The following is a 26,850-nucleotide window of genomic DNA, read 5'->3' as shown; positions in this document are numbered from 1 at the left end:
AAGCGGTAAGCGGTAAGCGGTAAGCGGTAAGCGGTAAGCGGTAAATAATCTCAATCATTTGCTTAGGTAGCAAATGATTGAGATAAAACATTAACCTTTAGTATTTGGTACAATTTGAACTTCCACGCGGCGGTTTTGCGCGCGGCCGTTGGCGCTGTCATTGCTGGCAATTGGGCGAGTTTCGCCGTAACCACGTGTACTAATACGCCCAGCTAGAATTTGCTGATTCACTAAGTAACCTTTCACACTCTGCGCACGCTGTTGCGATAACGTCATGTTGTAGCTATCTTTACCTGTGCTATCGGTATGGCCTTCAATACTTAAATAAGTTTTTTCGTACTTATTCATCACTTTAGCAATAGCATCAAGGGTGTTATGAAAGCCAGATGAAATATACGATTGATCGGTGGCAAAAGTTATATTAGCTGGCATCACTAAACGTAAGTTATCGCCTTCACGCACAACTTCAACACCGGAGCCGGCTAACTCATCACGAAAAGCCGCTTCTTGTTTATCCATATAGTCACCAACCGCAGCGCCGGCTAGCGCGCCAATAGCGGCACCAATGAAGATACGTTTATCATCATGATCTCCGGTTGCCTTACCAAGTACTGCGCCTGTAGCTGCACCAATACCAGCTCCCATTCCTGTGTTGGTAGTCTCACAACCCGTTAATAATAATCCAACAATAGTCGCTGTTAGTAATGGTTTGGTTAAAGTCATGGTATTTCCTTGGTTATTAATTCTTTCATTAACAGCTAGTATGCAAACATTGTAATGAACGAAATATGAAGAAGATGTTAAAAGCTCAGCGCTTGCTCGTTAAGAGGAGGAAGTTCATAGGGAGCAATTAATGTATTTAGCTGACCAGTGGCAGCCATTGTTTTCATTAGCGCATCAACCCGCTGCGCTAATGGGGTTACTGAAAACTGTTTACTTAAAGCGAGATAACCATAGATTATGTCATTAAAACGATACCGCATTTTAACTAGTTTATTGGCTGGCTGATTCAGCACACTCATAGCATGATCCGCGGTATCTTCAACGGCAATAACTAAATCTGCACGCCCTTTCAATAATAGGTTAATAGCTGTGCTTTCTGTTAAAACAGCTATTTTAGTCAGTTCATCGTCTTCATCAAAACGTTTAAAATGTACGGCACCTCGCATAATCGCAATTTTTTTACCATATAAATCGTCATAGTTGTTGATTTGTAATTGGCTATCTTCGCGTGCATAAAATACAAATGACGAGGTTAAAACCATATAAGGTGGGGTTACAAATTGCATTACTTGCTGACGCATAGGTGTGAGGATCAAACCTCCCATCGCATTAACTTCGTCTTGCTCTAACATTCTTACACAGCGTGAAAATGGGCAACCAACCAGCTCTAACTTAAAAGGAAGTTGCTTTTTCATCTCCCGAAAAATATCAACAATCGCGCCTGATACTTCACCATTTTGATTAATTTGGCTATACGGTGGTGCATGATCCACGGCTAACGATATTTTTTGCACAGCCGCATTAGGTTCATTTGCAGCATAGGCATAGTTTATAAAGGCAAAAATTATAAAAATATAAACAATAAATCGCATAACTACTTAACTTTAACAAAGCCTTTTTTACATTGTAGACAGGTACAAAGATTAAAAACCATAAAATTGTCACGAAATTTTGTCATACTAAGCTGTTACGGCAATAAGAAACGAGAGAATTCATGTTACTAGCTATTTTTAAGCAGTTTTTTTTACTTGGTTGCATGAGCTTTGGCGGGCCAGCTGCACATTTAGGTTATTTTAAACGTCATTTTGTTGATAACTTGCAATGGCTCAATGCTCAACGTTATGCACAACTAATCAGTCTTAGTCAGGCTCTGCCTGGACCTGGGTCTAGCCAAGTGGGTTTTGCCATTGGTGTGGAGCGAGCAGGCGTATTAGGCGGTATTGCTGCTTTTGTTGGCTTTACCTTACCTTCCTTTTTGATCATGGCTTTATTAGCGATTAGCGCCCACCAATTTGATGCTATTTACTTTGCAATAGTTGCCGGTTTAAAACTATTTGCCGTAGTAATTGTGGCCGATGCTACGCTGAGTATGGCAAAAAGCTTTTGTACTAGCTGGGTACTCAAAGCGCTTGCTATGTTAAGTACCTTAGTGCTGATCTTATTACCGAGCCTGAGCAGTCAAATATTGGTTCTATTAGCAGCCGCTGCTATTGGCGCAATATGGCCATTGCTTAATCTAGCTCAAAGTAATCAAACAGCAACTAAGCAGCGCACAGTTAACTGGCCTGCATTCATTCTATTTGCACTATTATTGCTAGTGAGCTTTGTCCCACTAGGTTCTCAATTTGCAGATTTTGCACCCTTTTATCAAGCTGGGGCTATGGTTTTTGGCGGCGGTCATGTGGTATTGCCGATACTTCAAGCTGGCTTACCAAGTTTAAACACTGAGCAATTTTTATCAGCTTACGCCAGCGCACAAGCGGTGCCTGGGCCAATGTTCACCATTGCTAGTTATTTAGGCGCAGAGCTTAATAGCGAGCAGCCGCTTGTTGGTGCGGTGATTGCAACCTTACTGATTTTTACTCCTGGTTTTTTATTAATGTTAGCATTTCAAAAAAGCTGGCTGCAATTATCCGAACGCCCCCGCTTTGCCAGCTGTATTGCCGCGCTTAATGCCGCTGTGGTGGGTTTTTTAGCGGCTGCATTGTATTCACCAATTTGGACATCCGCAGTTCACAACATTTGGCATATTGTGATTGTTGTTGCAGCTTTTGCATGGCTAAGGTTAGCAAAGCCACCTATTTGGTGGCTATTAATCGTATTTGTTAGCCTTGGCCTACTTCAGTATTATTTGCCACTTTAATGGTAGGTTTAATAGCGGTTGGGGTGATTGCTGCAGGACTAAATTGCCCCGAGACACTTTGATAAGCGCGTAGGTCAAAAATAGGTAATACCGCAAGTAGATGATCCATGATCTCTGCTTGCAGATGCTCGTACGATATCCAGCGCTTATCTTCACTAAAACAATAAAACTCTATCGGTAAGCCATGATTTAACGGTTGTAACTCCCGCACCATTAATGTCAGTGACGTGTTTATTTTACTGTGCTGCTTTAAATATCCTTCAGCATAACGACGAAATAACCCTAAATTTGATACCGGATCAGGTAAGGTATTCATCTTAATATATTCTTTTAACGCGATAGTTTGAGAAATCGTTTTAGTCAGCTCGTCATCAGCTAAACGAATGCTATTCATATCTATATTGAGTGAGCGCTTGATCCGACGACCTCCAGATTCTTGCATACCACGCCAGTTTTTAAATGAGCCGGCCACCAGCATATAAGTGGGGATAGTGGTGATAGTGTTATCCCAGTTTCGTACTTTTACGGTATTTAACCCAAGGTCAATTACTTCGCCGTCAGCACCATAGTTATCTACTTGGATCCAATCACCATAGGTTACTAAACGATTTGCTGCAATTTGAATGCTGGCTACAAAACCTAATATAGTGTCTTTGAATACTAACAAGGTCACCGCAGCAATTGCCCCGAAGCCTGAAAGAATATAGGTTGGCGATTTTTCCAGTACGATACTGACAATCAAAATCACACAAATCATAAAGGTAATAAGTTTTACTACTTGGATCAGCCCTTGAATCGGCACTTCGCGAGCAAACTCTAGTTGGTTATAAATGCCACCTGCAATACTTACTATGCTGCTGATGATAAAGCCAACATGAATAATTAATAAAGTTTGACCAATCGTCTTCAGCACTTCAGCAGCAAATTCAGTAACTGGATAAACACTATCAAATGTTGCTAAGAATAATACACAGCACAACATCCCGGCAAAACGACGGTTAAGTTTTGTCAGCATAGGCGCCAACAGCCCAATTCGCTCAGGAGAAAGTTTAGTCACCACCTTTTGAATACCTGGTAGCATTAAACGGCGGGTAAATAAATACACCACTAACAGCGAGAACACACCAATTGCAGTGGCTGTAAGAGAACTGAATAATACTGTGTCAGGCATACCCTGAAACCAAGGCTGCACAAATTGCTGTAAATGAGTTGGAGTCGTCATGATAATTCTAATTCCTTGCTGCGGGAGGCTCAATAACAGTCATTTTAGCTATATTGATTGTTGCTTAACACTGTAACAAACCCAAAACCAATACAAGCTTAACAGTACTGATTTGGGCCGTTACCTATTAGCATTTGCGACTATGACTTAAGTTTTTGCTCAAACTCGCTAAGCTGTTGTTCTTTCTCTTGCCATAAGCGATTTAATTCTGATTGAAAACGTACTCTAAATTCAGAATCTCCCGTGTAATCACCTATCAACTCTTGGCTTACCGGCATCACTTCTACATGAATATTAATTTGTTTTACTCGTCCACTGGCAAAATCCATAAAGGTAGGAATGCCCTCAGGATACTGAATAGTGACATTTACCACTTTAGAGATTTGCTCACCCATAGCTTGCATCACAAACGCCACCCCACCCGCTTTAGGTTTGAGTAAATGAGGAAACGGGCTATTTTGACGCGAATGTTTTTGCGCTGTAAAGCGAGTACCTTCAACGAAGTTAACCACACTCACCGGCATTTCTTTGAACTTTTCACAGGCTTTACGGGTTGTTTCTAAATCTTTACCACGTAATTTAGGATTCTTTTTTAATTGGCTTTTGCTGGTACGAGTCATAAAAGGGAAGTCAAGCGCCCACCAACATAGCCCCAAAACAGGAACGTATATCAATTCTTTTTTCAAAAAGAAGTTTAAAAATGGAATTTTACGATTAAACACACGCTGTAAAACTAAAATGTCCACCCAGCTCTGATGATTGGCAATCACTAAGTACCAGTCTTTTAGTTTGAGCTCTTCAAGGCCGGTAACACTTAGCTTGGTTGGTGTTAATAACTTTTGATTTAACGTATTAAACGTAACCCAAATAGAGGCGCACTGCTTAGCTGTCCAACTCATTAACTTTTGTAACGGTTTGATAGGGATAAGTTTAATTAGGCCACAAATAAAAATGGGAACAAACCAAATTAGTGTATTTATGGTGTAAAAGAAAATACTAAAAACACAACGGATCCAAGACATTACTACTTAATTCCTTTCATTAAAACTGTTCGGCAATTTAGAATGCAATACAAGAGTATCGCAATTAATCTTCAAAATATGTATACCCTTCAAGGCCCGCATTTAGCTCAGCTAAATACTGCTGCTTAATAGAGTCACTAATGTCGAGTTGCTGTACTGTGGTAGCAAAGTTATCCGAGAAAATATCGCTATCATAATCAACAAACTTTAATACATCCTTAACGCTATCACCCTTGATCGCATTGGTTAGTTGATAACCTTGTTCGGTGAGCTCTACATGGACTGAATCAGTATCACCAAATAAGTTATGTAGATCACCTAAAATCTCCTGGTAAGCTCCCACCATAAACATCGCAATGTGGTATTGTTGCCCAGGTACATATTGTGGAATAGGTAAGCTTGTTTCGATCCCTGCTCCCTCAACATATTCACGAATTTGCCCATCTGAGTCACAGGTAATATCTTGAATGATAGCGCGTTGCGTTAACGGCTTATCAAGGTTTTCAATCGGCATTACCGGGAATAATTGCTGGATCCCCCAGACATCAGGCAATGACTGAAACAATGAAAAATTCACAAATAATTTGTCGGCTAATTTTTCGTTTAAATCATCCAGTACTTCACGGTGAGCACGCGCATTGCTTAATGACGCTCGCACGCGATGCAAAATAGTAAAATACAGCTGCTCTATTTTCGCCCACTCCAACATACTTACTAAACCATGTACGTATTGGTCGTGCGCTTCACTAAATAAGTGCATTGCATCATGGTAAATTTCTAATGCCATACGCGGGTTTAAACGCTGTAAACATTGCCACATTTCATCTAACACTAACGCACTATTTGGCTCAGGTGCACTAGGGTTGCTGTGATTTGGTGCTTGCTCAACATCAATCACATCGGTGATCAACACTGCGTGGTGAGCAGTTAACGCACGGCCTGATTCAGTAATAATAGCCGGATGCGCTAAGTCATGCTGTTCGCACACTTCAGCAAACGCATTCACCACATTACGAGCATATTCCTCTACTGTGTAGTTCATTGAACAGGCACTGCGCGAGCCAGAACCTTCGTAATCAACGCCTAAACCACCACCTACATCAACGGTATTTAATGGCACACCTAACTGGCTTAATTCTGCAAAGTGGCGTGAACATTCACGTAAAGCACGATGAATATCGCGAATATTGGCAATTTGTGAGCCTATATGAAAATGCACCATTTGCATTAAATGCAACTTATTGTGTTTTTTGAGTACTTCAACGGCCGTTAATACTTGCCCAGCTGTTAAGCCAAATTTACCTTTTTCGCCACCGGTATTTTGCCACTTCCCTTTACCCACTGAGTTTAAACGGATGCGAATACCAATGGCAGGCTCGATGCCTAGCTCTTCAATCTCGGCTAATAACGTTGTTAACTCAGATAGCTTTTCAACTACGATTTTAACTTTATGGCCCATCGCTTGGCCAATACATGCTAAACGTAAAAACTCACTGTCTTTGTATCCATTACAAACAATAGTGATCGGTTGTTTTGCCACACCTAAAATCGCCATTAACTCAGGTTTTGAACCGGCTTCTAAACCGACTAAGCCGCTCGGGTGCGCCAATAACTTACTTACTACTGAACGCTGCTGATTTACTTTGATCGGATATACGCAAGTATATTGACCTTGGTAGGCACGGGCATTGCGCGCGCTACTAAATGCGCTGGTCATAGTATCTACACGATTTTGCAAGATATCGGTAAAGCGTACTAATACTGGTAACGTTAAACCCTGCTTTTTAAATTGTTCCGTTAACTCGGTTAATGAAATAGCGGCTTTCGTTTGATCGCCATCTGGGAAAGCAACCAGCTCACCTTGGCTATTAATATCAAAGTAACCATCGCTCCAATGAGCAACGTTATATGTAGAGCGTGCTGTATCTAAACCCCAAGTCATGGCAAATTCTTCTATAGTTAACAAGTTTCGCGGAATCACGCATTTTAGTACGTCATAACTCTCTACGCTAACAAAAAATGACCTTTAAGCCAAAGCTAAGATAAAATATATTCGCTATACTGATAAAATTTCATTGAGCAAAACGCCAAGCACTGGCAGAATTGCCCCTTTTTCATACTCAACTCAAAAGTGTAACTAGCGACATGGCAAATTTAGATCAAAGTAAATGGTTTACAGAAATCAGTGAACGTGACGGCAGTGCGTTTTCTATGCGCATCAACAAAAAGCTAGAAGAACAGCAATCGCCTTTTCAAAAAGTCGAAATGTACGAGACAACAGACTTCGGTAATCTAATGATTATTGACGGTTGTACTATGGTAACTAGCCGTGAAAACTTTTTTTACCATGAAATGATCAGCCACCCTGCACTACTTGCACACCCAAACCCAAAAAATGTAGTTATTATTGGTGGTGGTGACTGCGGCACTTTACGTGAGGTACTCAAGCACCCGGGCGTTGAGTCTGTTACACAAATCGATATCGATGAAGTAGTGACGCAAATGTCACTTAAATACTTCCCTGAGTTATGTGAAGCAAACCAAGATCCTCGCGCTACAGTAATGTTTGACGACGGTATTAAATACATGCGTGAAGCTGCAGCAGAATCAATCGATATCGTGATTGTTGATGGCACTGATCCAGTCGGTCCAGGTGAAGGTTTGTTTAACCATGCCTTTTACACGAGCTGTTTAAATGCACTACGCCCTGGCGGCATTATGGTACAACAAAGTGAATCACCGCTTATGCATATGCCATTACTGGTTGAAATGCGCGATGCGATGACTGATGTAGGCTTTAACGACTTACAAACACTGCCATTCCCACAACCTATTTACCCAAGTGGCTTATGGTCAGTAACACTTGCTCGTAAAGATGAAGCATTCGCTGGTTTTAGAGAAGACGCAGCAGCAGAGCTTGCGCAAACTACAGAGTATTACAATAATGGTATTCACCATGGCGCATTAGCAACACCAAACTTTATGAAGCGCGCTTTCGAAAAAAAGTAAACGTTATACCAATCGTTTTAAGTTACTGACCATTTATAGCGACAGAAAAATACAGTGGTAACAAGGCAGAGATTTTGACATGTAGTTGTTCTCGGCAATTGCTCCTGCATTGCTCTACCTCTAGCATCCATGCAGTCGTACATGAAAAATTACTAACGCAGTTAGCGCTTTATTTAGCGCGCTAGAATGGTTAAATATTTAAGTCGATTGGTATTAGATACTAACAACGCAAAAAAGGGTTCTATCGAACCCTTTTTTATTGCCTACAGCAAACAATTAAACTTTAAAGCGCTGCAATAGGCGGTTTAATTCATCGGTTAATTGATTCATTCTTACCGCGACTTCTTCGGTTGAACGTGCCAGCTCGCCACCTTGCATGGTTTGCTCGTTCAATGACGATAAATTATGACTTATTTCTTCCGCTACTGCGGTTTGCTCATCGGTAGCTTGGGCTGTTTGCATAGCCATATCATTCACTTTTACTGATGACTCTTGCATCGCATTAAGCACATCATTGGTTTGCGTAAACGAGGCTACGGCTTCATCTGCAAAGCGTTTGCCACCATTAATTGCCGTTAAAGACTGCTCGACACTATTGGCAAACTGCTCAACCATTTTTTGAATATCGTTGGTACTTTCTTGAGTGCGCGTTGCCAAGGTGCGTACTTCATCGGCAACCACCGCAAACCCCCGCCCTTGTTCGCCAGCTCGCGCCGCTTCGATAGCAGCATTAAGCGCAAGTAAATTAGTTTGCTCCGCAATCGCGCGGATCACCTCTAGCACTTTAGCTATATTATCAGAGCTTTGTTGCAGTTCGGTTGATTTGTTACTGGCATGTTCCATATTTTCAGATAGCGCGACTATTTTATCACTCGAATTAGCCACAGCCGTTAAACCTTGCTTAGCCAGGTGCTGTGAGTTATCGGCTTCTTTTGATGACTGCTGCGCCACATTAGCTACTTCGCGACTAGCAACACTCATTTGATGAACCGCACTGACAATTGATTCAGATGCTTGGCTGAGTTTTTGAGTGATCTGATTATTTTGATTTGCGAACTGGCTTAAATCAGTTCCTAAATGGTTAAGCTCATTAGATTGGCCTAAAATATCACGGATCAATTGCTGCAAATTATCTAAAAAGCGATTAAATGCCGTTGCCAGCTCGGCAAATTCATCTTGGCTTTTTACCACAATACGCTCTGTTAAATTACCATCACCAGAGGCAATATCATTAATTCTCGCAGTCACGTAATGCATTTGCTTCGTTAACTGACGTGGGATCATATAACTGAACCAAGCTGAAATGGCTAACAGCACCACCACCATAGTCAGTAAAAACAGTTTCGTTGTGGTTATCTTCTCTAGCAGCTTTTGTTTTTCTTGTTTAGACGTCAACTCAGCTTGTTCACCTGCTTTATCTAAAATATCGCGCAGCGCTGCAAACTCAGTATTGGCCTGCTGATTTTTTTGCTTGTTTTGTGGGTCATTGATATACGCGTTTGATGCTGATAACCATTTTTTAAAGGCACTATCAAAGCCAGTAAACTGCGCCGTTACTTGCGGGTAGGCTGATAAAAAATGTAAATATTGATTAAAACGATCGGTCACTTGCTGTGCGTTTTCTTGATGATCTTGCAACTCTTCGGCATTACCTATCTTATTGGTTACTAAGTGCAATTCAGCTACTTTGGCTTGATAGAGATCACGGTCACCATTAACCACTACTGAAATAGCATTTAGAAATCGCTCAGATTGCGCTTCTAATGCATCTTTTTGTAAGTTAATTAAGTGGGTATAGCCTGCTATCAGTACTATTATCGCAATCCCAAGTAACACAATTGGCAGCGAGCTCTTGATTCGAATACTCTGTAAGTTCATTTTTCACCTTTGCATAAAATACAACATCAGCCACAACTTAATATAGTTCAAACTATCTGAATTACCATTAAAAGCGCCACTGAACATTTAAGCTAATTTGTTGCTGTGATAGGTTTTTGGGATTATTCATCGCCATGCGATTATCTGCTTGGCTATGTAATGCTGAGCCCTCAATCCCTAGTTGCCACTGCGGCGTTAATTGATAGCGCCAGGTCGCGGTTATACCTTCACCTTCACTGGCATTAGGATCAAATTGCCAGTCGTCATGATCGGTTACCTCAAAATAATCATAACGCATTGAAATACGATGCTTGGCCATTTTATGACTTACTAATATAAAGTGACTATAGAAGCTATTATTTACACCGCGTTTAGCACCCATAGCGGTAGTGCCCGACATCATTTGCGCAATTAAGCGCGTATTCGCAGTAAATTTATATAGCCACGCGACGCTGCTAAAACGAGTATCCCATGCATATTGCCCAGTACTTCTATTTAGTGCTGCAGGGTCGCCATTATTATCGTAATAATAAAAACGAAATTGTGATTTTTTTAAATAATCCCAGTGAATTCCTGCATAATAACCAAAGCGCCCATCAACCTCCTCAAAGGGCAAGACCTGATTTGCCTGATACTGAAGTTCGGTGCTATTAAATGAAGCGATTGGCGCAAACGCAATACTTTCATTAAAGGTCGTTTGGCGGTCATGCACTGCAAAGCCACGCCAAGCTAATAATGTGCCTGCAGGATCATTACCTTTAAATGTAGCGCCAACCAATGCAAAGCTATGGGTACTGTTAAAGCTGCGCCCTGGCCGCTTGATAGTGGCCTCAACCCCAACGGTACGTACCTCTTCACCTATCCATGAATTTATTGCTGAGTTAGTGTAATTATATGGTGAAAGCCAGCCCATATCTGGATTTTCTAATGATAATAACGGGTAAAAACCACCTACCCGCAGATGCCATTTATAGTTACTCGCTGTTAGCGGCTTATATTGCAAATATGCTTGGCTAAAACCTAAAGTCGGCTGCGGATCTTGATAAGCATTAATAACCCCATGTGCTGACCAAGCGGTGGTTAAATCAGTCCTAAAATCAACGACTCCCTGAGAAAGCACAATGCCATCATTGTCACTATCGTATCGGTATAGCCCTACGCTACCTTGTTGCCAACTTACGTATTGATCACCCTGAACTGCACTTAGTTGCACTAAGCCCTTTACTTGTGCAAAAGCATTGCACGTTAATGTTAGCCCCACTACACCTAGGTAAAAGCAAGCTTTATTCATAGTCGTCAAATTCATCAACACCCACCGCAACACGAGAAATAATCGCCTGTTTTATTTGATAAACAACCGGCGCACTAGTTAGTGCAATGGCTTTGCTTTCAGTTTTGCTGATGTCACTAAATTCGGAGTGCCAAATATTTAGTGTAAAATCTCCGGCCTCAAGCGCCAGCTCAATTTGTCCTTTATCATTGGTCATTGCGTAATACGGACTATCAACCACCACAATATACCCCAACATCCAATCATGAATATTACAGCCTAATTCAACTACGCCCGTTTGCTCAAAACTGATCGGATCCTGTGGTTGCTCTCGGTATAGCTTTAGCTCAAACGATTTAGCTTTGGAAAACGAATACACGTGGTGCATGATTGAATCTGCATTTGGAAACTCAACTTGAGCATTTTGCGGTACCACCAACACATGGGGAATAAACTGCCGGTCTTTTTGAGTCATTATAAAGGGTGTAGTTGGCGCGGGGAATTCAACACTTTTATCCGCAGGCGTTAACCAGACGACGGCATTAGCGAGCGGTTTTTGCTGTTGATCATTAATGGTGATAATACCAGCGTAACTATTAAAAACCATTAAACACAATGAAAGAATGAAGGTCTGCTTTAACATTTTAATATCTTCTTATTTAACTTCATTCATTATAAACCAATTAGATTAATCTTTTGTTAATTATATTCTGTTAAAAATATCTCGTTAATTATTTTTCAATATTTAACCTAAGCTAACTAATGAGCTGAATACGTATGCAGTCATCTCGTAATCTAGGCCCTTGCGCTTTATGCTAAATGCTTCAATTAGGTTACACCTCAAGGAACAGCTATGCGATTACCTTTGCTACTTCTGCTTGGACTTTCAAGTGCTTGTTTTGCTAAAGACGCGACGATTCAATCCCCGAACGGAAATATAACAATAACCATTTCGGATCAGCAAGCTACACCAAGTTATAAAATCAGCTTTAACGGCAAAGATGTTATTGAAAATTCAGCTCTTGGCTTCGAATTTAAACAACAAGCCGCCTTTGCTGAAGGTTTTACAATCACCGACGTTAACAACTCCCAACATAACAGCCAATGGCAGCAACCTTGGGGTGAACGCCAAACTATTATAGATAAACATAATGAGCTCGCGGTTACGTTTAAAAAGCCAGCGCCACAAGGCGGCACTTACACGGTTCGTTTTCGAGCTTTTAATGATGGCGTCGGTTTTCGTTACGAAGTACCTAAACAAGCTGGATTTGAAAATATTGAAATCACTAAGGAGCTAACCGAATTTGCAATTAGTGGTGCGGATAAAGCCACCGCATGGTGGATCCCAGCTCGTGGTTGGAACCGTTATGAATATGTTTATAACACCACTCCACTGCAACAAGCTGCTCTTGCGCATACTCCATTTACCTTTAAAAACGCTGATGGCGTCCATGTGAGCATTCACGAAGCTGCATTAGTTGATTATGCAGGGATGGTGCTCAATCAACGTCGCCCAGGGACTTTACAAGCCGACTTAACGCCTTGGTCTGATGGTGTTGCGGTTAAAAAACATGGCGCATTTAATACTCCGTGGCGCACCATTCAAATTGGTGACAAAGCCGTTGATTTGATCAACTCAGATATTATTTTAAACCTCAACGAACCAAATAAACTCGGTGATGTATCGTGGGTTAAACCAGGTAAATATGTCGGTATTTGGTGGGGCATGCATATCAATGAGAACACTTGGGGCAGCGGTGAAAAGCACGGTGCGACCACCAAAGAAACCAAGCGCTACATGGATTTTGCAGCTAAATACGGTTTTGATGGGGTACTCGTCGAAGGCTGGAATATTGGCTGGGATGGCGACTGGTTCTTCAATGGTGATGTTTTTAGTTTTACCAAACCTTACCCTGACTTTGATATTGCAGAGCTAACTCGCTATGGCAAAGAAAAAGGCGTACAGCTGATTGGCCACCACGAAACGTCTGGCAACGTAACCAACTACCGCAACCAGATGGAAGACGCCTACGCACTGTACGAAAAATCTAACGTTAGCCAAGTAAAAACAGGTTACGTAGCAGATGGCGGCAACATCAAACGCATTGATGAAAACGGCATTGCTCGCCATGAGTGGCACGATGGCCAATTTATGGTTAATGAATACCTACACAGCGTGCAACTGGCTGCAAAACATAAAATCAGTATTAACACCCATGAACCGATAAAAGACACAGGTCTGCGCCGTACTTATCCGAACTGGATAGCCCGCGAAGGTGCTCGCGGCCAAGAGTTTAATGCATGGGGCACACCGCCAAATCCACCAGAGCATATTCCAATGCTCGCCTTTACCCGTATGTTAGCTGGGCCAATGGACTTTACACCCGGCATTTTTGATATGAGTTTTAATGGATTAGGTGGTGATACAAATCGTCCACAAACCACACTTGCGAAACAACTCGCGTTATATGTCGTAATGTATAGTCCAATCCAAATGGCCGCTGATCTTCCGCGTAACTATTTAGCCAAACCGGACGCATTTAAATTTATTCAAGACGTACCAACAGATTGGCAACAAAGTATCGCACTAGCGGGTGAGGTTGGCGATTACGTGGTGTTTGCTCGCAAAGAGCGTAAGCGTGATAACTACTCTGGTAACGACTGGTTTTTAGGAGCAGTAACCGATGAGCAAGCTCGCAGCATAGAGATAAAACTCGACTTCTTAGAGCAAGGTAAAAAGTTTGAGGCACAAATTTATCGTGATGGTAATAATGCGCAGTGGAAAAACAACCCATACGATTTAAAAATCGAAAAGCGCATAGTCACAGCTGCTGATAAGTTAACGCTTAAACTTGCCACCAGCGGCGGCACAGCAATTAGATTTAAAGCTTTATAATAGCGCGAAGTCGATAGTGAAAATAGGAGGCGCGAGTTTCTCTCGCGTCTTCTTTTTGATAAACAATCGGCAAATAAAGAACCTCCAATTCATAATGTTAACGTATGAGTTAGCCCTTAAAATAATTGTTCAATGCTACAGTTCATGACCTCATTAAACTGTTGGCATCATCATTACTGCAACCAAAAGCAACTATGCTTATATTGATGGCGCTGTTGTATCACCCCCTGAAAATACCTAACACATCCTATAAATAGCACGTGAAATACCGTGTAATAGTTTTATTTCCATTATTGCTCTACTTTTACAGATTAAAAAGTTAGTTAATTAGTAACAGTAGGAATACCAAGCATGGCTGTGAGGCATATATTTAATAATTTTGAAAAATTACGCAGCACTAATAAACAACTAAATGTGCAGTCAGCTCAATAATAGTGAACTTGCTTAAAAGGACTTTTAGAGCTAATACCTCTAGAGCCGCTTCAATACTATAAGGAATATAATAATGGCTAAGAAACCCAAAAATCGCAGTATTAAAACGCTAGCAACTGCTAATAATGTGCCGTGTTGGTCAAATGACAAAGATGTTGAATTAGCCTGCCAGCGGTTAACTGAAATGTTTGTTGGCCTTGGTCAAGTGCTGCGTATAGACAAAGGTCAACAGCCAGCACAACGAGCTGTATTTAGAAAGCAACATGGCATCGCTTACGGCCACTTTATTATCAATCCAGATATAGACCCACAATTTAAAATTGGCATTTTTGCAGGCAAAGAATACGAATGTGCAGTGCGCTTTTCAAGTGATACGTTAGCATCATCACCAGATTTACACAGCACATTAGGATTGGCAGTGAAGCTCTTTGGAGTAGATGGGCCAAAGCTGATTGGCGAAGGTGATACCGCAGATTTTATTTTTCAAAACATGGATCGATTTTTCACCAAAAATGCGCAACAGATGTGCCAATTCACCACTGCAGGCGTGATCGATAAAAACTATGATGCCTATTTAAATAATCCAAAACACATACAAACAGCCAATATTTTACAGGCTATGCAAAAAGTTGAAGCAAGCTGTTTAAGCGCTAATTATTGGGCAATATTACCGTTCAAATTAGGCGAACGACAGATTGTAAAATATCGCTTAGTGCCTGAAGGCAGTGAACTTGGCGCACCAAGTGTCGATAATAATTACCTCGCTTTAGATTTGCAGCGACGTTTACGTCAAGGCAGTGCAACATTTCGCTTTGAAGTACAATTAAGAACAAACCCAAAAACAATGCCACTTGATGATGCACAAGCCGTATGGAGCTGTGAAGAAAGCCCATACGTATGTATTGCGCGGCTGCATTTAGCACAACAAAATATTACCGCGATTGGTCAAGCTGAGCTTGGTAATAACTTAGCGTTTAATATTTGGCGTACTTTAGCCGCCCATGAGCCTCTAGGTAGCATTGCATTGGCTCGAAAGTCAGCCTATGCGGCCAGTGCTCATGCCCGACATACAGCCAACGGTCAGCAGCTACAAGAGCCTAAACAGTTAAGTGAATTTAAGCCACAGCAAGATCAAGATACTGACTCTGAGTGTATTGTTTATGCCGGTATTTATCCGCCTATTGGTGTAATGCGCGTGGGTAATAGTAAAAAAGGCTACTTTATTGGCCCGCAACAACCGCAGCCCATAGCTCATACTGATGAATACAGTTACCGAGATAAAACAGGTGCATTAAAGCGCCAAGCAGCTGAGTTTAGAATTTACGGTTTTAATGCCGCTGGTAAAGCGATAAAAGAACTAACCCTCGATAATGCAGACATTACTTGGCATGCTGAATTAGCAAATCAAAAAGCCTGCTGGTACGAATTTCAAATTGCTTTAGATATTCCAGAAGCCGCAGATGCGCCGCCATCGTTACTGCGTAATAACAATGTAGCCGATCGTAGCAAGCTGTTAATCAAAGGGGGCAAACACAGTATAAGCGGCAAAAACGTAAAATCTAAGCATGAGTTTATTGGCCAATTTATGGATCAGGATGTGTATTTAGGAGAAATGCGCAGTGATCAATACGGTCGCTTACTCATGCTCGGTGGTCATGGCGTGTCACGCAACGTAAACGGCGATATAGCCATTACCTTTGCAAATAATGAAGGCTGGTATGATGACACCTCAGATGGCCCAATTACAGCAGAGGTTGTATATCAGGGGATATCGCTAAGAGTAGAACCCGCTTGGGTTATTTGCGCGCCACCGGATTATGCACCGATGCAAAAATCAGTACGCACCATGTGGGATTTAATGCGCGATGTTGCTGTAGATGCTGGTATGCTGGCAAGACCACAGCGACCTTCCTTTAGTAACGACATTCAACCCATATTTGACCGAATGACGGATTTACAATGGGTTAATGACGGATTTGCTGGCGCATTTGGCTGGGGGGGTCAGTTTAATTACACCACCAATGAATGGCTAGAAAAGCTTAGCGATCCCTCTCCTGCCTATCAGGAATTACGCCGTACACTGTCTAATAACTTTCGTCGTTTTGATGTTCCCGGTGCGCAAGCTCCACAACTCTGGCCTTGGCTGTATGGCGACGCGATTAGCATTCCTCCCACGGGCTCAGTGCGCCAGCATGCAACGCTATCAAATTTGCAGTTGAGCTTTTTAGAGCAATGGGTGAAAGGTGATTTTATTAATGATTACACTCCTCAATCAGCTTGTCCGGCACATGCAAATGTAACCGCGTTAGATGATTATCCAATTGCTGAGCAGCCAGAACTACTTACTCGCGGCGCGATGGAGTTTTGCCTTGCTGATGCATTTCACCCGGGCTGTGAAATGACTTGGCCAATGCGAACTGCAGGCATGTATATGTCGGCATTTCGACTCAAACACGCCCAAGCGGACTTACAAAGCGACCGTTACTATTATGGTCCTGTGATGAATAGCGACGTTTATACTCTCGCGCAAGGACCTTTATTTGGTGGTCAAGTAGCAGGCGGGATAACACGCTGGATGGCTATTCCTTGGCAAACTGATACCGCGAGCTGTAGAGATGGCTACAGCTCTGAGTACGATCCATTTTTACCGACATTTTGGCCTGCTCGAGTGCCAAATCAAATAATGAATCAGTTCCGCTATCAACAAGTGCTTGATACCTCATTACCTGACAGTACTCGTCAACAGGCTTTTGCTTATCGTACTGATTGGCTTGATGATTTACCTCTGCACGGTAATCCTGCCACATATACAAACCAAATCAATAGTATGATAGACAACTTTGCTGAACTTGCGATTGTACAACCGCATATCGGCGTAATAGGCGATGCACAATTTCCTAGCGCAATGCAGGTTGGTATATTGCCCAACAATCCACAAGATGAGGCACAAGTTAACTTAGCGAGTAAAGCGATACAGCATACAAAAGCGACTCTCTCGGCTGAGCATGCTTCACATCGTAGTCAAACCAACTTAGGTGTTACTGAAAAAGCGAGCCGCTTTCATCGCAACAAAGGACGCTAAAGCAATGCTGCAAGAGACCGAATTACAAACGGATGTTGTGATCATTGGTGCAGGTGTGGCAGGCTGTATCGCCGCACTTGCTTTATGTGATTCATATCAAGTTACTTTGATTGATAAGTCTGAGATGCCCGAAGAGCGAATTGGTGAATGCTTAGCACCTGCCGCACGGCGTATTTTACAACAGTTAGATTTGTTAACTGAATTTGAAAACCAACTGGTGGCCAACGTACTTACCCCACAGCATTTACACAATGCAGGATTGCAAATAAGTTGGGGCCAATCAACACCCTATGTTACTGATAATCTCAGTAACCCGGATGGTTTAGGTTGGCGCTTGGATCGTCAAGTATTTGAGAGTTTTTTACGCGAAAAAGCGCTGCAACGGGGTGTCCGCTGTATTTGGCCTGCCAAATTAGCACACAGCGAATACCAAGGGCAACGCTGGCAAATAACACTAACACAGTTACAACAAGAGCAAACAATCAACATTGCGAGTCAATTCGTAATTGATGCCACTGGCCGAGAGGCTCATTTTGCAAAAAAATACACCGCTCGCAAACAACATGACCGTCTAATATCTTGCTGGGCAACCGTTGCTAATACTATTGAAAATCAACTAGGCAGCATTTGTGCCACGCAAAACGGCTGGTGGTACAGTGCACCATTACCAAACCAACGTCGTGTTTTAGCATTTCAAACGGATCCGGATTTGCTGACCAAAGGCTTACAACGTGATACAAAGTTATTTACTCAACATGCGCAATGTTATGCCAATCAAGCGAAGATTCTCGATGTATGCCAACAGCCAATAACACTGCACGGTATCGTCAGCGCGAACTCCACTCGCTTAGAGTGTTTTGCAGGCCAACAATGGGCCGCTTTAGGTGATGCAGCACTGAGCTTTGACCCAATCTCATCGCAAGGAATTTTTAATGCGATGGCAAGTGCGATGCAACTTGCCGATCTGATGAAAAAACTCGAGATAGCCAATAAAATAGAACACGATAGCCAGCTACAATTTAAAAAACTATACCAGCAACAAATAGAACAGATTTGGCATCGTTATTTAGATCACAAACGCTATTTTTACGCTCAAGAGCAACGCTGGTCAAACAGTCCTTTTTGGCAGCGCAGACAGCAGCCGAGTAGTATAAAAGTATATAATAGTATATACAGCTAACTCACTTTGACTGGTAAATAAACCTCAGCATTTAAACCGCCTTCAGGGCGATTAACCAGTTTTACTTTACCACCATGCATATCAACTATGCGCTTAATGATCGCAAGCCCTAACCCACTACCTTCACTGCCTCGCGCAGCATCGCCTTGTTTAAAAGGTTCAAATACCGTTTCAAGTTCACTTTCAGGAATACCTGGGCCATGATCTTTTACAATCACCATAGCGTATTTTTTATCACGACTTAGCGCAGTTTCAACATCAATATCACCATCCGAATAACGAATCGCATTTTCAATCATGTTGGTAATAACTCGCTTGATTGCCACCATACTTAAAGGAATGTTACTAATACTAGGATTTTCGCTAAAAGTGATAGTGCGTTGATGTTTTTGTTCTGAATGCACCACTTCTGACACTATCGCGTTGAGATCTTCAAGCGCTAACTCCTCACGTTTGTGATGACGCAAATACTCAATAAACTGATCAATAATGGCATTCATGTCTTCAATATCGTAGATGATCCCTTCACGCAGATAATCTTCTTCATCCGACATCATTTCGGTAGCAAGGCGAATGCGCGTCAGCGGCGTACGTAAATCATGAGACACCCCAGCCATAAGTAGACGGCGATCGTTCTCAAGCGCTGCTATACCACGTGACATTTGATTAAATGCGCGGGTTACTTCGATGACTTCAGTTGAGCCGTGTTCCTCTAATTTTGTAGAAAAATCTCCAACCCCTACTTTTACCGCCGCTTGTTGCAGCGCTTTTAAAGGTCGATTCAAATGACGTGCGAACAGCCAACCACCGAGTACACTTAAAAAGCCGATACTAGATAAATAAAAGGTTAGAAATTCGAGATTATTTTCTTTAAAACCAGTTAGCGGTACTTTAACCCAGTAACCCGGTGCTTGCGGCGCTTCTACCCAATAAACAAGCGGATCTGTTTGGCTAATACGCACTCGGGCTGAACCATGCAGTTGCTCAGACATACTACGCGACAACATCGAATATTCACGAGTTTGCGCCAAACCTTCGCTCATCGCTTGGCGCTGGGTCATAACTTCGATACCGGTTATTTCAAAAAACTTTTCAGACACCTCATCACTTATTTCAACGCCATCTTCCCAGTCTATAAACACAGTTTTGATTTGTTTTGCGAGAATAAGGTTAACTTGCTCAATAGTAGGCTTAACTACGTAAAGGCTAACCGTGATGTAAGACACTACTTGGTTGATCAACAATAGTGCCGCCACTAAAAACACCGTTTGTCCAAATGCACTTTTGGGAAACATACTCATTATGGCTATTTTTCACCATCTGGAACAAATACGTAACCTAAGCCCCATACAGTTTGAATATAACGTGGATTAGCGGCATCGACTTCGATCATGCGACGCAAACGTGAGACTTGTACATCGATACTACGCTCTAATGCACTGTAATCTCGACCACGCGCTAAGTTCATTAACTTATCACGACTAAGCGGCTCTCGTGGATGTGTAACAAGCGCTTTCAATACCGCAAACTCACCACTGGTCAACGACATGGTTTTGTCGCCTTGGCTCATTTCACGGGTGGCTAAATTAAGCGAAAACTCACCAAACGAAATATGATTTTCTTCTGCTGAGGGTGCACCTGGCACTTCTTTTGAACGACGACGCAAAATAGCTTTAATACGCGCTAATAATTCACGCGGGTTAAATGGTTTCGGGATGTAATCATCAGCACCAAGCTCTAAACCGATAATACGATCAACCTCATCACCTTTGGCAGTTAACATGACAATTGGAATTTCATTTTCTTTTTGGCGTAACCGCTGACAGATAGATAAGCCATCTTCACCGGGTAACATTAAATCAAGTACCATCAAGTGAAAGTTTTCACGCTCTAACAGCCGATCCATTTGTTCTGAATTAGCAGCTGTACGCACAATAAATCCTTGTTCTACCAAGTAGCGCTCTAACAAGCTGCGTAAGCGCATATCATCATCAACGACTAATACTTTTGTGGTTTCATGTCCCATCACTTTCATTCTTATTTTTCTGTACTGTTATGATTAATATAAATGAAAAACATGATAATAAAAAACTAATTAGGTCACTAGATTGTTACTGAACATTTCAAGCCCACAAAAATGCTAGCGAGAACAAAAATCAGCTCGACAAGCCAACAAGATTTTTATACCTTGCCTAGGTGTTTCTCAAGGTAATAATTTAAACGTGAAAACTAATTTAATCACCCGCGAAGGGTATTTACAGCTGCAACAAGAACACGACCACTTATGGAATGTTAAACGCCCTGAAGTCACAAAAATAGTGAGCTGGGCTGCTAGCCTTGGTGACCGTTCAGAAAATGCTGATTACCAGTACAATAAACGTTTGTTAAGACAAATAGATCGTCGCGTGCGGTATTTACGCAAACGCATGCCAGATCTAAAAATAATTGATTACTCGCCGCAGCAAGCTGGTAAAGTGTTTTTTGGTGCATGGGTCGAAATAGAAAATGAACAAGGTGAAGTGCTGAAGTTTCGCATTGTTGGCCCTGATGAGATTTATGACCGCAAAGATTATATCTCGATTGATTCGCCGATGGCGCGCGCATTATTGAAAAAACAAGTGGATGATGAGTTTTATGTTACAACTCCGCAGGGCAAAAAAGAGTGGTACGTTAACAGTATCAGTTACTCTGGGGCTTCATAAATCCTCAGTAAAACGATAGATCCTCGCTTCTCATTATTCAGATAAGGTTAATTATTGATTGTCTAAAGTGAATTTGTAGACTATAAATAAAAGTACTCAAGTAAAGCATTTCGCGCTTGAGTTGAATATTAGAAGGTAGTAGTTATGTCAAACGTAATACATCGCATAGTAAGTAATGCCGTGTTATTTACACTCTTAATGAGTGTGAGTTTGACTGTAATTGCTCAAGGTTTTGACGACCACGACCATTTATCCCCAACCGCAAACTATGTTGCTTGTGACATTCCTGACCAAGCTAATCTTGACGTTGACTTAGACACACACGTTGACGGGATCTCTATCAGGGTGCTTCAACCACTCCCTGAAAACATTTTATCACTTTATGTGAGTACCACTTTCGTACAACCTTTTAGCTATGCGTATCAGCGTGGACCACCGGCTTATTTTATTTAATTTATCGCTTAAAAACTTGATTAAATTTAATAATATAATTGGTGATTACTATGGCTAACTTTAAAGAACTTCGTACTCAAGACATTTCTAAAGGCGTTTTATCTCACACTTACCGTGACACTCAGCCGTTAATTGATTTAACGTCTCCGGCTTTGAAAATGGTCAATAATTTTACTCAAAAAGACCCGCTACGTGCTCATTTTGAAACCAGCATTGTTGATGCATTAAAACAGATCACTAGCCAACATACAGACTTTATTTTAGTAGTAGATGACAAAGAAAAATTACTTGGTATAGCATCTAGTGCGGATCTACAAAGCTCAAAAATTATGATTTTAGCACAGCGCTTAAATGTACCTCGCAACGAAGTTAACTTACTTCATGTAATGACACCACTTAGCCACTTAACTGGCGTAAGTATGCAAAGCTTAAGCTATGCTTGTATTGGTGATGCACTACAAACAATGGAACAAAACGGTATTATGTTTTTACTGGTTACTACCGCACATAATGAAATTTGTGGTTTAATTTCAGCTCGAGAAATTGCTAAAACATTACAAATTCCGTTACATATCACCCCTATCGCGCACAGTTTTAGTGAAGTAATGCAACATATTGAACACCCTCATTAAGCACTGATACATGTTTAATTGAACCACCTCTTTAAAAGGCCTTAAAGTATATAAATAGCATACTTTAAGGCCTTTTTATTAAGCCCTGCTGTGATATTATTCAAGCAATTAATTACGCCAAAACTATCGTTCTGGTCTTCAAATTGTTTAATAAGGTTTTTGCATGAGCAATATCTCTGCACGTTTAGCCACTGAGCTGAATGCTCAAGAGCAACAAGTTATAGCTGCTACAAAATTACTCGATGAAGGTTCAACAGTGCCTTTTATTGCCCGCTATCGTAAAGAAGTAACGGGTGGTTTAGACGATACCCAATTACGATTGTTAGAGCAGCGTTTATCGTATTTAAGAGAGCTGGAAGAACGTAGAGCCTTCATTCTTTCGACGATTAAAGCGCAAGATAAACTCACCACCAGCTTAGCTGCCGATATTAATAATGCGGACAGCAAGACTGAACTTGAAGATTTATATTTACCTTACAAAGCTAAGCGCCGCACTAAGGGACAAATTGCTATTGAAGCTGGTCTTGAGCCGTTAGCGAATGCTTTATTTAATGATGCTTCTTTAGATCCTGAGCAACAAGCCGCTGGCTACCTAAATGCAGAAGCCGGCTTTGCTGATGAAAAAGCAGTTCTGGATGGCGCTAAATTTATTTTAATGGAACGCTTTGCTGAAGATGCCAAGCTGCTCGCCAAATTTCGTAGTCACATCAGTCAGCACGGTCAAATCGAAGCAAGCTTAATCAAAGGCCAAGAACAAGCTGGCGCTAAATACCGCGATTATTTTGAGCATCAAGAAGCGCTTAAAAAAGTGCCTTCGCACCGCGCTTTAGCTATGTTGCGCGCGCGCAACGAGGGTATTCTACAGTTAACAATCAACCCTGAGCCAAGTTCAGAAAACCCGGCCCATATGTGTGCCGTGATGATTGCCGATCATTACCGCCTTGATATTAACAACCAAGTAGCCAGCCCTTGGTTACTCACTGTCGTGCAGTGGGCCTGGAAAATTAAGCTAGGCTTACATTTAGAAAACGAATTTTTAGCAGCCATGCGTGAAAAAGCCGAAACAGGCGCTATCGATGTGTTCGCTAAAAACTTAAAAGACTTACTTATGGCTGCCCCTGCTGGGCCTCGCATAACATTGGGCCTAGATCCTGGTCTGCGCACTGGCTGTAAAATTGCCGTTGTTGATAGCACTGGTAAGTTATTAGCCACACAAACTATCTTCCCACATGCACCACAAAACCATTGGGATAAATCAGTACGAACGCTAGAGCAGTTATGCCGCCAACATAAAGTCGAACTAATCGCTATTGGTAACGGCACCGCTTCACGCGAATCAGACAAACTGGTTGCTGAATTAATCAAAGCAAATAGCGAGCTAAAACTCAATAAAATTATGGTCAGTGAAGCTGGCGCATCGGTGTATTCAGCATCAGAATTTGCTGCTAATGAGTTTCCTGATTTAGATGTGTCGTTACGTGGTGCGGTTTCAATTGCGCGTCGCTTACAAGATCCACTGGCTGAACTTGTGAAAGTGGAGCCTAAGTCAATTGGTGTAGGTCAATATCAGCACGATGTATCACAAAGCCAACTAGGGCAAACTCTGACTTCTGTTGTTGAAGATTGTGTGAACTCGGTAGGTGTAGATTTAAATATGGCCTCAGTGCCATTGCTTGCGCGTGTTTCAGGGTTAAATAAAACCTTAGCGCAAAATATTGTTAATTATCGCGATGCTAACGGTTCATTCACTAAACGCTCAGAGCTAAAGAAAGTAGAGCGTTTAGGGCCAAAAGCATTTGAACAAGCCGCCGGTTTCTTAAAAATTAGTAATGGCAGCGACCCACTTGATAAATCATCAGTTCACCCGGAAGCTTACCCTATCGTTAAACGCATTTGTGAACAAAATAGTCTCGATGTAAATAACCTAATTGGTAACTCAGAGCTGCTGAATAAGTTAGTTGCCAATGACTACATTGATGATAAATTTGGCTTACCAACGGTTACCGACATCATCAGTGAACTTGATAAACCTGGACGCGACCCTCGTCCTGATTTTAAAACAGCAGAGTTTAAAGCAGGTGTTGAAAAAATCAGTGACTTAAAGCCAGGGATGATTTTAGAAGGCGTGGTTTCAAACGTAGCTAACTTTGGTGCTTTTGTTGATGTGGGTGTGCACCAAGATGGTTTAGTACATATTTCAGCGATCACTAATAAGTTTATCTCTGATCCGCGTGAAGTAGTTAAAGCAGGTGATATTGTAAAAGTAAAAGTAGTGGAAGTTGACGCTGCCCGTAAACGTATTAGTTTTACCATGCGTTTAGACGATGACATTGATACCAGCAATAAACCTGCTCCATCAGTCAGTCAAAAGCCGCAAGCCAATAATCGTAACAATGCTCAGCAACCTCGCGCTGCAAAACCAACACGCGATACCGGTAATGCAATGATGGGTAATGCATTTGCAGACGCCTTCGCAAATGCAAAAGTGAAAAAATAACGCTTAAGCAAAAACGCCACAAACTCAGTTTGTGGCGTTTGCAATTCTGCTATTTAAATCCGATTTAAAAATAATAACGAAATGCTGCTGCTGCGATGTCAGCGTATTCATCGGTGTAACTGTAGGAAGCAGCAAACGTTATTTTTTCAGTGACTGCGTAATTTATACCCGCTTTTAACAGGAGGTTATTTTCACTTTCAGCATCATGTAAACGTACATAACCAGCACCTACGCCATGTAAACGTTCATAACCAACGCCTGCATTTACTTCAAATTGTTCGCTCAATAAATGTCGAATTTGTGCAGTTACTTCAAAGGAGTCAGCTGTTTCTGAACCTTCATAGTATGTTTTTGAAACATCAAAAACATTACCATCAGATTCAAGTCTATGTACAAATGTTTCCTCAGTCTTAACCTTACTTTTCCCATACTTCAGGGCATAGTCAACAGAAGTTTCTCTTGAAAAATGTTGAATGTATCCAAAGCCAACATTATAACGAGTTAAACTCATATCCGTTGTTTCATAGTAAGAATCTGTCATATTAGATGTATAAGTGCCATCTGGTAGAGGAGCAAATGATGTAAATGTAGTAGTGCTAGAATAGTCAACACGACTTTGAGAATACGAGCCTGTCACGAACCAACTTTCAAAAATTTTTTTGCTAAGATTAATAACGTACCCATCGTAGCCAGAATACATTGGGCTGTCAGGGTCCGTTTTATCATTGCTTTTAATGTCAGTTTTTGTATAGCCAACTTCAACATAATCGTAGCTTAAAAGTGATGCTTGGTTTGCTGCGGCGGTGATTGAGAAAAGTGATAAAGCCCCAGCTAATACTGCATATTTCATTTAATTGTCTTCCATACTAAAATCGCCACAAAATCTATTTGCGGCGATTTTAATTTTTTATTTCAAGATTAAAAGTAAAAGCGTAACGTCACTGCAATGTCTGCGTACTCATCAACGTAACGGTATGAAGCACCTAAAATTGCTTTTTCAGTCAAGGTATAATTAAAACCCGCTTTTAAAACAACGTTATTGTCACTTTCTTCATCATGTAAACGCTCGTAGCCAAGTCCCGCGTTGACTTCAAATTTATCCGTGACTAAATGCCTAACTTGCACATTAGCAGAGAGGATATCAGCACTATCTGAGTCCGAGTAACCTGATTCTGACGATGAGAATACTTGGCCATTAAACCTTTCTTCGACGAGGTTTATGAAGTCAGTGCTGTACTTCAGTCTACCTAGATTGATACTGTAATCTAAATTGGTAACTGCAGATAAACGTTGAATATAACCCGCACTGAGCTCTAATCTAGTAAATTCAGCGTCTAGCTTTCCTTCAGTGTATAACTGTGACGTTCCGACATACTCACCGTTTTGAAAGATATCACGATAATCCTCAGAGACACTATTTGACAGATCATCTGATGTGCTTGCATATAAACCGGTTAGATACCAATTACTACTTACTTGCTTGCTAAGCTTAACTGCATAGCCATCAAAGCTAAGTTCATCCAAGCCATCTACGTCCATTTTTGCATAGCCAACTTCGACATAGTCATAACTTAAGCCAGCCGTTTCATTCGCCACCGCTGTTATTGAAAAAAGTGATAAAGCACCTGCGATTACTGCATATTTCATTTAATTGTCTTCCATAATAAAAATCGTAGGGAAAATAGCAGTTACAGTAATGTTTCACAATT

21 protein-coding genes are annotated in these 26,850 nt (G+C 41.5%); 9 read left to right on the top strand and 12 right to left on the bottom strand.

Annotation, left to right across the window (positions count from 1 at the left end; all coding sequences use genetic code 11):
* Positions 1 to 90: 90 nt before the first annotated feature.
* Both H5154_RS17385 and H5154_RS17380 read right to left on the bottom strand, forming a co-directional pair.
* Entirely contained in the window at positions 91 to 723 is a 633-nt protein-coding gene (locus H5154_RS17385) for an OmpA family protein (protein ID WP_149983073.1), read from the bottom strand.
* 77 nt (positions 724 to 800) lie between these two features.
* Positions 801 to 1,595: an ABC transporter substrate-binding protein gene (locus H5154_RS17380; RefSeq protein WP_182719105.1), complete on the bottom strand. Its 795-nt coding sequence runs from the start codon at positions 1,593 to 1,595 to the stop codon at positions 801 to 803.
* Between the two features lie 122 nt (positions 1,596 to 1,717).
* Between H5154_RS17380 and chrA the strand changes: the two genes are divergently transcribed.
* A complete protein-coding gene (gene chrA, locus H5154_RS17375) occupies positions 1,718 to 2,866 on the top strand; it encodes a chromate efflux transporter (protein WP_182719104.1) in 1,149 nt (382 codons plus the stop codon).
* Here chrA and H5154_RS17370 read toward each other — a convergent pair.
* The 3 genes from H5154_RS17370 to speA all read right to left on the bottom strand — a co-directional run bounded on the left by H5154_RS17370 (position 2,829) and on the right by speA (position 7,052).
* Positions 2,829 to 4,088: a mechanosensitive ion channel family protein gene (locus H5154_RS17370; protein ID WP_145241985.1), complete on the bottom strand. Its 1,260-nt coding sequence runs from the start codon at positions 4,086 to 4,088 to the stop codon at positions 2,829 to 2,831. The two genes, chrA and H5154_RS17370, sit on opposite strands and share 38 nt — an antisense overlap.
* A gap of 140 nt (positions 4,089 to 4,228) precedes the next feature.
* The gene (locus H5154_RS17365) at positions 4,229 to 5,110 is read right to left on the bottom strand and encodes an acyltransferase (RefSeq protein WP_182719103.1); all 882 of its coding nucleotides are present in this window, start codon (positions 5,108 to 5,110) and stop codon (positions 4,229 to 4,231) included.
* 64 nt (positions 5,111 to 5,174) lie between these two features.
* The gene (gene speA, locus H5154_RS17360; RefSeq protein WP_182719102.1) at positions 5,175 to 7,052 is read right to left on the bottom strand and encodes a biosynthetic arginine decarboxylase; all 1,878 of its coding nucleotides are present in this window, start codon (positions 7,050 to 7,052) and stop codon (positions 5,175 to 5,177) included.
* Between the two features lie 203 nt (positions 7,053 to 7,255).
* Here speA and speE point away from each other — a divergent pair, with 203 nt between their 5' ends.
* Positions 7,256 to 8,119, top strand: a complete 864-nt coding sequence (gene speE, locus H5154_RS17355; protein WP_145241990.1) for a polyamine aminopropyltransferase — start codon at positions 7,256 to 7,258, stop codon at positions 8,117 to 8,119.
* Between the two features lie 276 nt (positions 8,120 to 8,395).
* Here speE and H5154_RS17350 read toward each other — a convergent pair whose 3' ends face one another.
* The 3 genes from H5154_RS17350 to H5154_RS17340 all read right to left on the bottom strand — a co-directional run bounded on the left by H5154_RS17350 (position 8,396) and on the right by H5154_RS17340 (position 11,910).
* Positions 8,396 to 9,997: a methyl-accepting chemotaxis protein gene (locus H5154_RS17350; protein WP_182719101.1), complete on the bottom strand. Its 1,602-nt coding sequence runs from the start codon at positions 9,995 to 9,997 to the stop codon at positions 8,396 to 8,398.
* 67 nt (positions 9,998 to 10,064) lie between these two features.
* Positions 10,065 to 11,288 carry a hypothetical protein gene (locus H5154_RS17345; RefSeq protein ID WP_182719107.1) on the bottom strand — a complete coding sequence of 408 codons (1,224 nt, stop codon included), beginning with the start codon at positions 11,286 to 11,288 and terminating at the stop codon, positions 10,065 to 10,067.
* On the bottom strand, positions 11,281 to 11,910 hold the full coding sequence (locus H5154_RS17340) for a methylamine utilization protein (RefSeq protein WP_182719100.1): 630 nt from the start codon (positions 11,908 to 11,910) through the stop codon (positions 11,281 to 11,283). Before H5154_RS17340 ends, H5154_RS17345 begins: the two co-directional genes overlap by 8 nt.
* 210 nt (positions 11,911 to 12,120) lie before the next feature.
* On the opposite strand from H5154_RS17340, the gene H5154_RS17335 reads away from it, so the two are divergent.
* From H5154_RS17335 to H5154_RS17325, 3 genes are all read left to right on the top strand, one after another.
* Positions 12,121 to 14,163: a glycoside hydrolase family 97 protein gene (locus tag H5154_RS17335; RefSeq protein WP_182719099.1), complete on the top strand. Its 2,043-nt coding sequence runs from the start codon at positions 12,121 to 12,123 to the stop codon at positions 14,161 to 14,163.
* Between the two features lie 505 nt (positions 14,164 to 14,668).
* On the top strand, positions 14,669 to 17,677 hold the full coding sequence (locus H5154_RS17330; RefSeq protein WP_182719098.1) for a LodA/GoxA family CTQ-dependent oxidase: 3,009 nt from the start codon (positions 14,669 to 14,671) through the stop codon (positions 17,675 to 17,677).
* 4 nt (positions 17,678 to 17,681) lie between these two features.
* Complete coding sequence (locus H5154_RS17325) at positions 17,682 to 18,857, top strand: tryptophan 7-halogenase (protein WP_182719097.1); 1,176 nt, start codon at positions 17,682 to 17,684, stop codon at positions 18,855 to 18,857.
* Here the strand turns inward: H5154_RS17325 and envZ are convergent.
* A complete protein-coding gene (envZ, locus tag H5154_RS17320) occupies positions 18,854 to 20,158 on the bottom strand; it encodes a two-component system sensor histidine kinase EnvZ (RefSeq protein ID WP_145242002.1) in 1,305 nt (434 codons plus the stop codon). The two genes, H5154_RS17325 and envZ, sit on opposite strands and share 4 nt — an antisense overlap.
* 5 nt (positions 20,159 to 20,163) lie before the next feature.
* A complete protein-coding gene (gene ompR, locus H5154_RS17315) occupies positions 20,164 to 20,883 on the bottom strand; it encodes a two-component system response regulator OmpR (protein WP_145242004.1) in 720 nt (239 codons plus the stop codon).
* 196 nt (positions 20,884 to 21,079) lie between these two features.
* On the opposite strand from ompR, the gene greB reads away from it, so the two are divergent.
* The 4 genes from greB (at position 21,080) to H5154_RS17295 (ending at position 25,141) form a co-directional block, all read left to right on the top strand.
* Positions 21,080 to 21,559 carry a transcription elongation factor GreB gene (gene greB / locus H5154_RS17310; protein ID WP_182719096.1) on the top strand — a complete coding sequence of 160 codons (480 nt, stop codon included), beginning with the start codon at positions 21,080 to 21,082 and terminating at the stop codon, positions 21,557 to 21,559.
* Positions 21,560 to 21,703: 144 nt separating this feature from the next.
* The gene (locus tag H5154_RS17305) at positions 21,704 to 22,012 is read left to right on the top strand and encodes a hypothetical protein (protein ID WP_145242531.1); all 309 of its coding nucleotides are present in this window, start codon (positions 21,704 to 21,706) and stop codon (positions 22,010 to 22,012) included.
* Between the two features lie 50 nt (positions 22,013 to 22,062).
* Entirely contained in the window at positions 22,063 to 22,644 is a 582-nt protein-coding gene (locus H5154_RS17300; RefSeq protein WP_145242533.1) for a CBS domain-containing protein, read from the top strand.
* 163 nt (positions 22,645 to 22,807) lie between these two features.
* The gene (locus H5154_RS17295; RefSeq protein ID WP_145242535.1) at positions 22,808 to 25,141 is read left to right on the top strand and encodes a Tex family protein; all 2,334 of its coding nucleotides are present in this window, start codon (positions 22,808 to 22,810) and stop codon (positions 25,139 to 25,141) included.
* Between the two features lie 64 nt (positions 25,142 to 25,205).
* On the opposite strand, the gene H5154_RS17290 is transcribed toward H5154_RS17295, so the two are convergent.
* Together H5154_RS17290 and H5154_RS17285 are read right to left on the bottom strand one after the other, a co-directional pair.
* Positions 25,206 to 25,991: an outer membrane beta-barrel protein gene (locus H5154_RS17290; RefSeq protein ID WP_182719095.1), complete on the bottom strand. Its 786-nt coding sequence runs from the start codon at positions 25,989 to 25,991 to the stop codon at positions 25,206 to 25,208.
* Between the two features lie 68 nt (positions 25,992 to 26,059).
* On the bottom strand, positions 26,060 to 26,788 hold the full coding sequence (locus H5154_RS17285) for a hypothetical protein (protein WP_182719094.1): 729 nt from the start codon (positions 26,786 to 26,788) through the stop codon (positions 26,060 to 26,062).
* Positions 26,789 to 26,850: the final 62 nt, after the last annotated feature.

It is taken from the genome of Pseudoalteromonas sp. SR44-5 (assembly GCF_014163675.1).
GTDB classification, from domain to species: domain Bacteria; phylum Pseudomonadota; class Gammaproteobacteria; order Enterobacterales; family Alteromonadaceae; genus Pseudoalteromonas; species Pseudoalteromonas rhizosphaerae.
The sequence above is the reverse complement of the archived record's forward strand: the minus strand, read 5'-3'. Positions and strand labels throughout refer to the sequence as shown.

Excerpts from the sequence above, each read along its gene's own strand:
- chrA (WP_182719104.1), top strand. The coding sequence starts at position 1,718 with ATGTTACTAGCTATTTTTAAGCAGTTTTTTTTACTTGGTTGCATGAGC.
- H5154_RS17365 (WP_182719103.1), bottom strand. The coding sequence starts at position 5,110 with ATGTCTTGGATCCGTTGTGTTTTTAGTATTTTCTTTTACACCATAAAT.
- ompR (WP_145242004.1), bottom strand. The coding sequence starts at position 20,883 with ATGGGACATGAAACCACAAAAGTATTAGTCGTTGATGATGATATGCGC.
- H5154_RS17335 (WP_182719099.1), top strand. The coding sequence starts at position 12,121 with ATGCGATTACCTTTGCTACTTCTGCTTGGACTTTCAAGTGCTTGTTTT.
- H5154_RS17350 (WP_182719101.1), bottom strand. The coding sequence starts at position 9,997 with ATGAACTTACAGAGTATTCGAATCAAGAGCTCGCTGCCAATTGTGTTA.
- H5154_RS17285 (WP_182719094.1), bottom strand. The coding sequence starts at position 26,788 with ATGAAATATGCAGTAATCGCAGGTGCTTTATCACTTTTTTCAATAACA.
- H5154_RS17370 (WP_145241985.1), bottom strand. The coding sequence starts at position 4,088 with ATGACGACTCCAACTCATTTACAGCAATTTGTGCAGCCTTGGTTTCAG.
- H5154_RS17325 (WP_182719097.1), top strand. The coding sequence starts at position 17,682 with ATGCTGCAAGAGACCGAATTACAAACGGATGTTGTGATCATTGGTGCA.
- H5154_RS17300 (WP_145242533.1), top strand. The coding sequence starts at position 22,063 with ATGGCTAACTTTAAAGAACTTCGTACTCAAGACATTTCTAAAGGCGTT.
- H5154_RS17340 (WP_182719100.1), bottom strand. The coding sequence starts at position 11,910 with ATGTTAAAGCAGACCTTCATTCTTTCATTGTGTTTAATGGTTTTTAAT.
- H5154_RS17345 (WP_182719107.1), bottom strand. The coding sequence starts at position 11,288 with ATGAATAAAGCTTGCTTTTACCTAGGTGTAGTGGGGCTAACATTAACG.
- envZ (WP_145242002.1), bottom strand. The coding sequence starts at position 20,158 with ATGAGTATGTTTCCCAAAAGTGCATTTGGACAAACGGTGTTTTTAGTG.
- H5154_RS17330 (WP_182719098.1), top strand. The coding sequence starts at position 14,669 with ATGGCTAAGAAACCCAAAAATCGCAGTATTAAAACGCTAGCAACTGCT.
- H5154_RS17290 (WP_182719095.1), bottom strand. The coding sequence starts at position 25,991 with ATGAAATATGCAGTATTAGCTGGGGCTTTATCACTTTTCTCAATCACC.
- speA (WP_182719102.1), bottom strand. The coding sequence starts at position 7,052 with ATGACTTGGGGTTTAGATACAGCACGCTCTACATATAACGTTGCTCAT.
- H5154_RS17295 (WP_145242535.1), top strand. The coding sequence starts at position 22,808 with ATGAGCAATATCTCTGCACGTTTAGCCACTGAGCTGAATGCTCAAGAG.
- H5154_RS17305 (WP_145242531.1), top strand. The coding sequence starts at position 21,704 with ATGTCAAACGTAATACATCGCATAGTAAGTAATGCCGTGTTATTTACA.
- speE (WP_145241990.1), top strand. The coding sequence starts at position 7,256 with ATGGCAAATTTAGATCAAAGTAAATGGTTTACAGAAATCAGTGAACGT.
- H5154_RS17385 (WP_149983073.1), bottom strand. The coding sequence starts at position 723 with ATGACTTTAACCAAACCATTACTAACAGCGACTATTGTTGGATTATTA.
- H5154_RS17380 (WP_182719105.1), bottom strand. The coding sequence starts at position 1,595 with ATGCGATTTATTGTTTATATTTTTATAATTTTTGCCTTTATAAACTAT.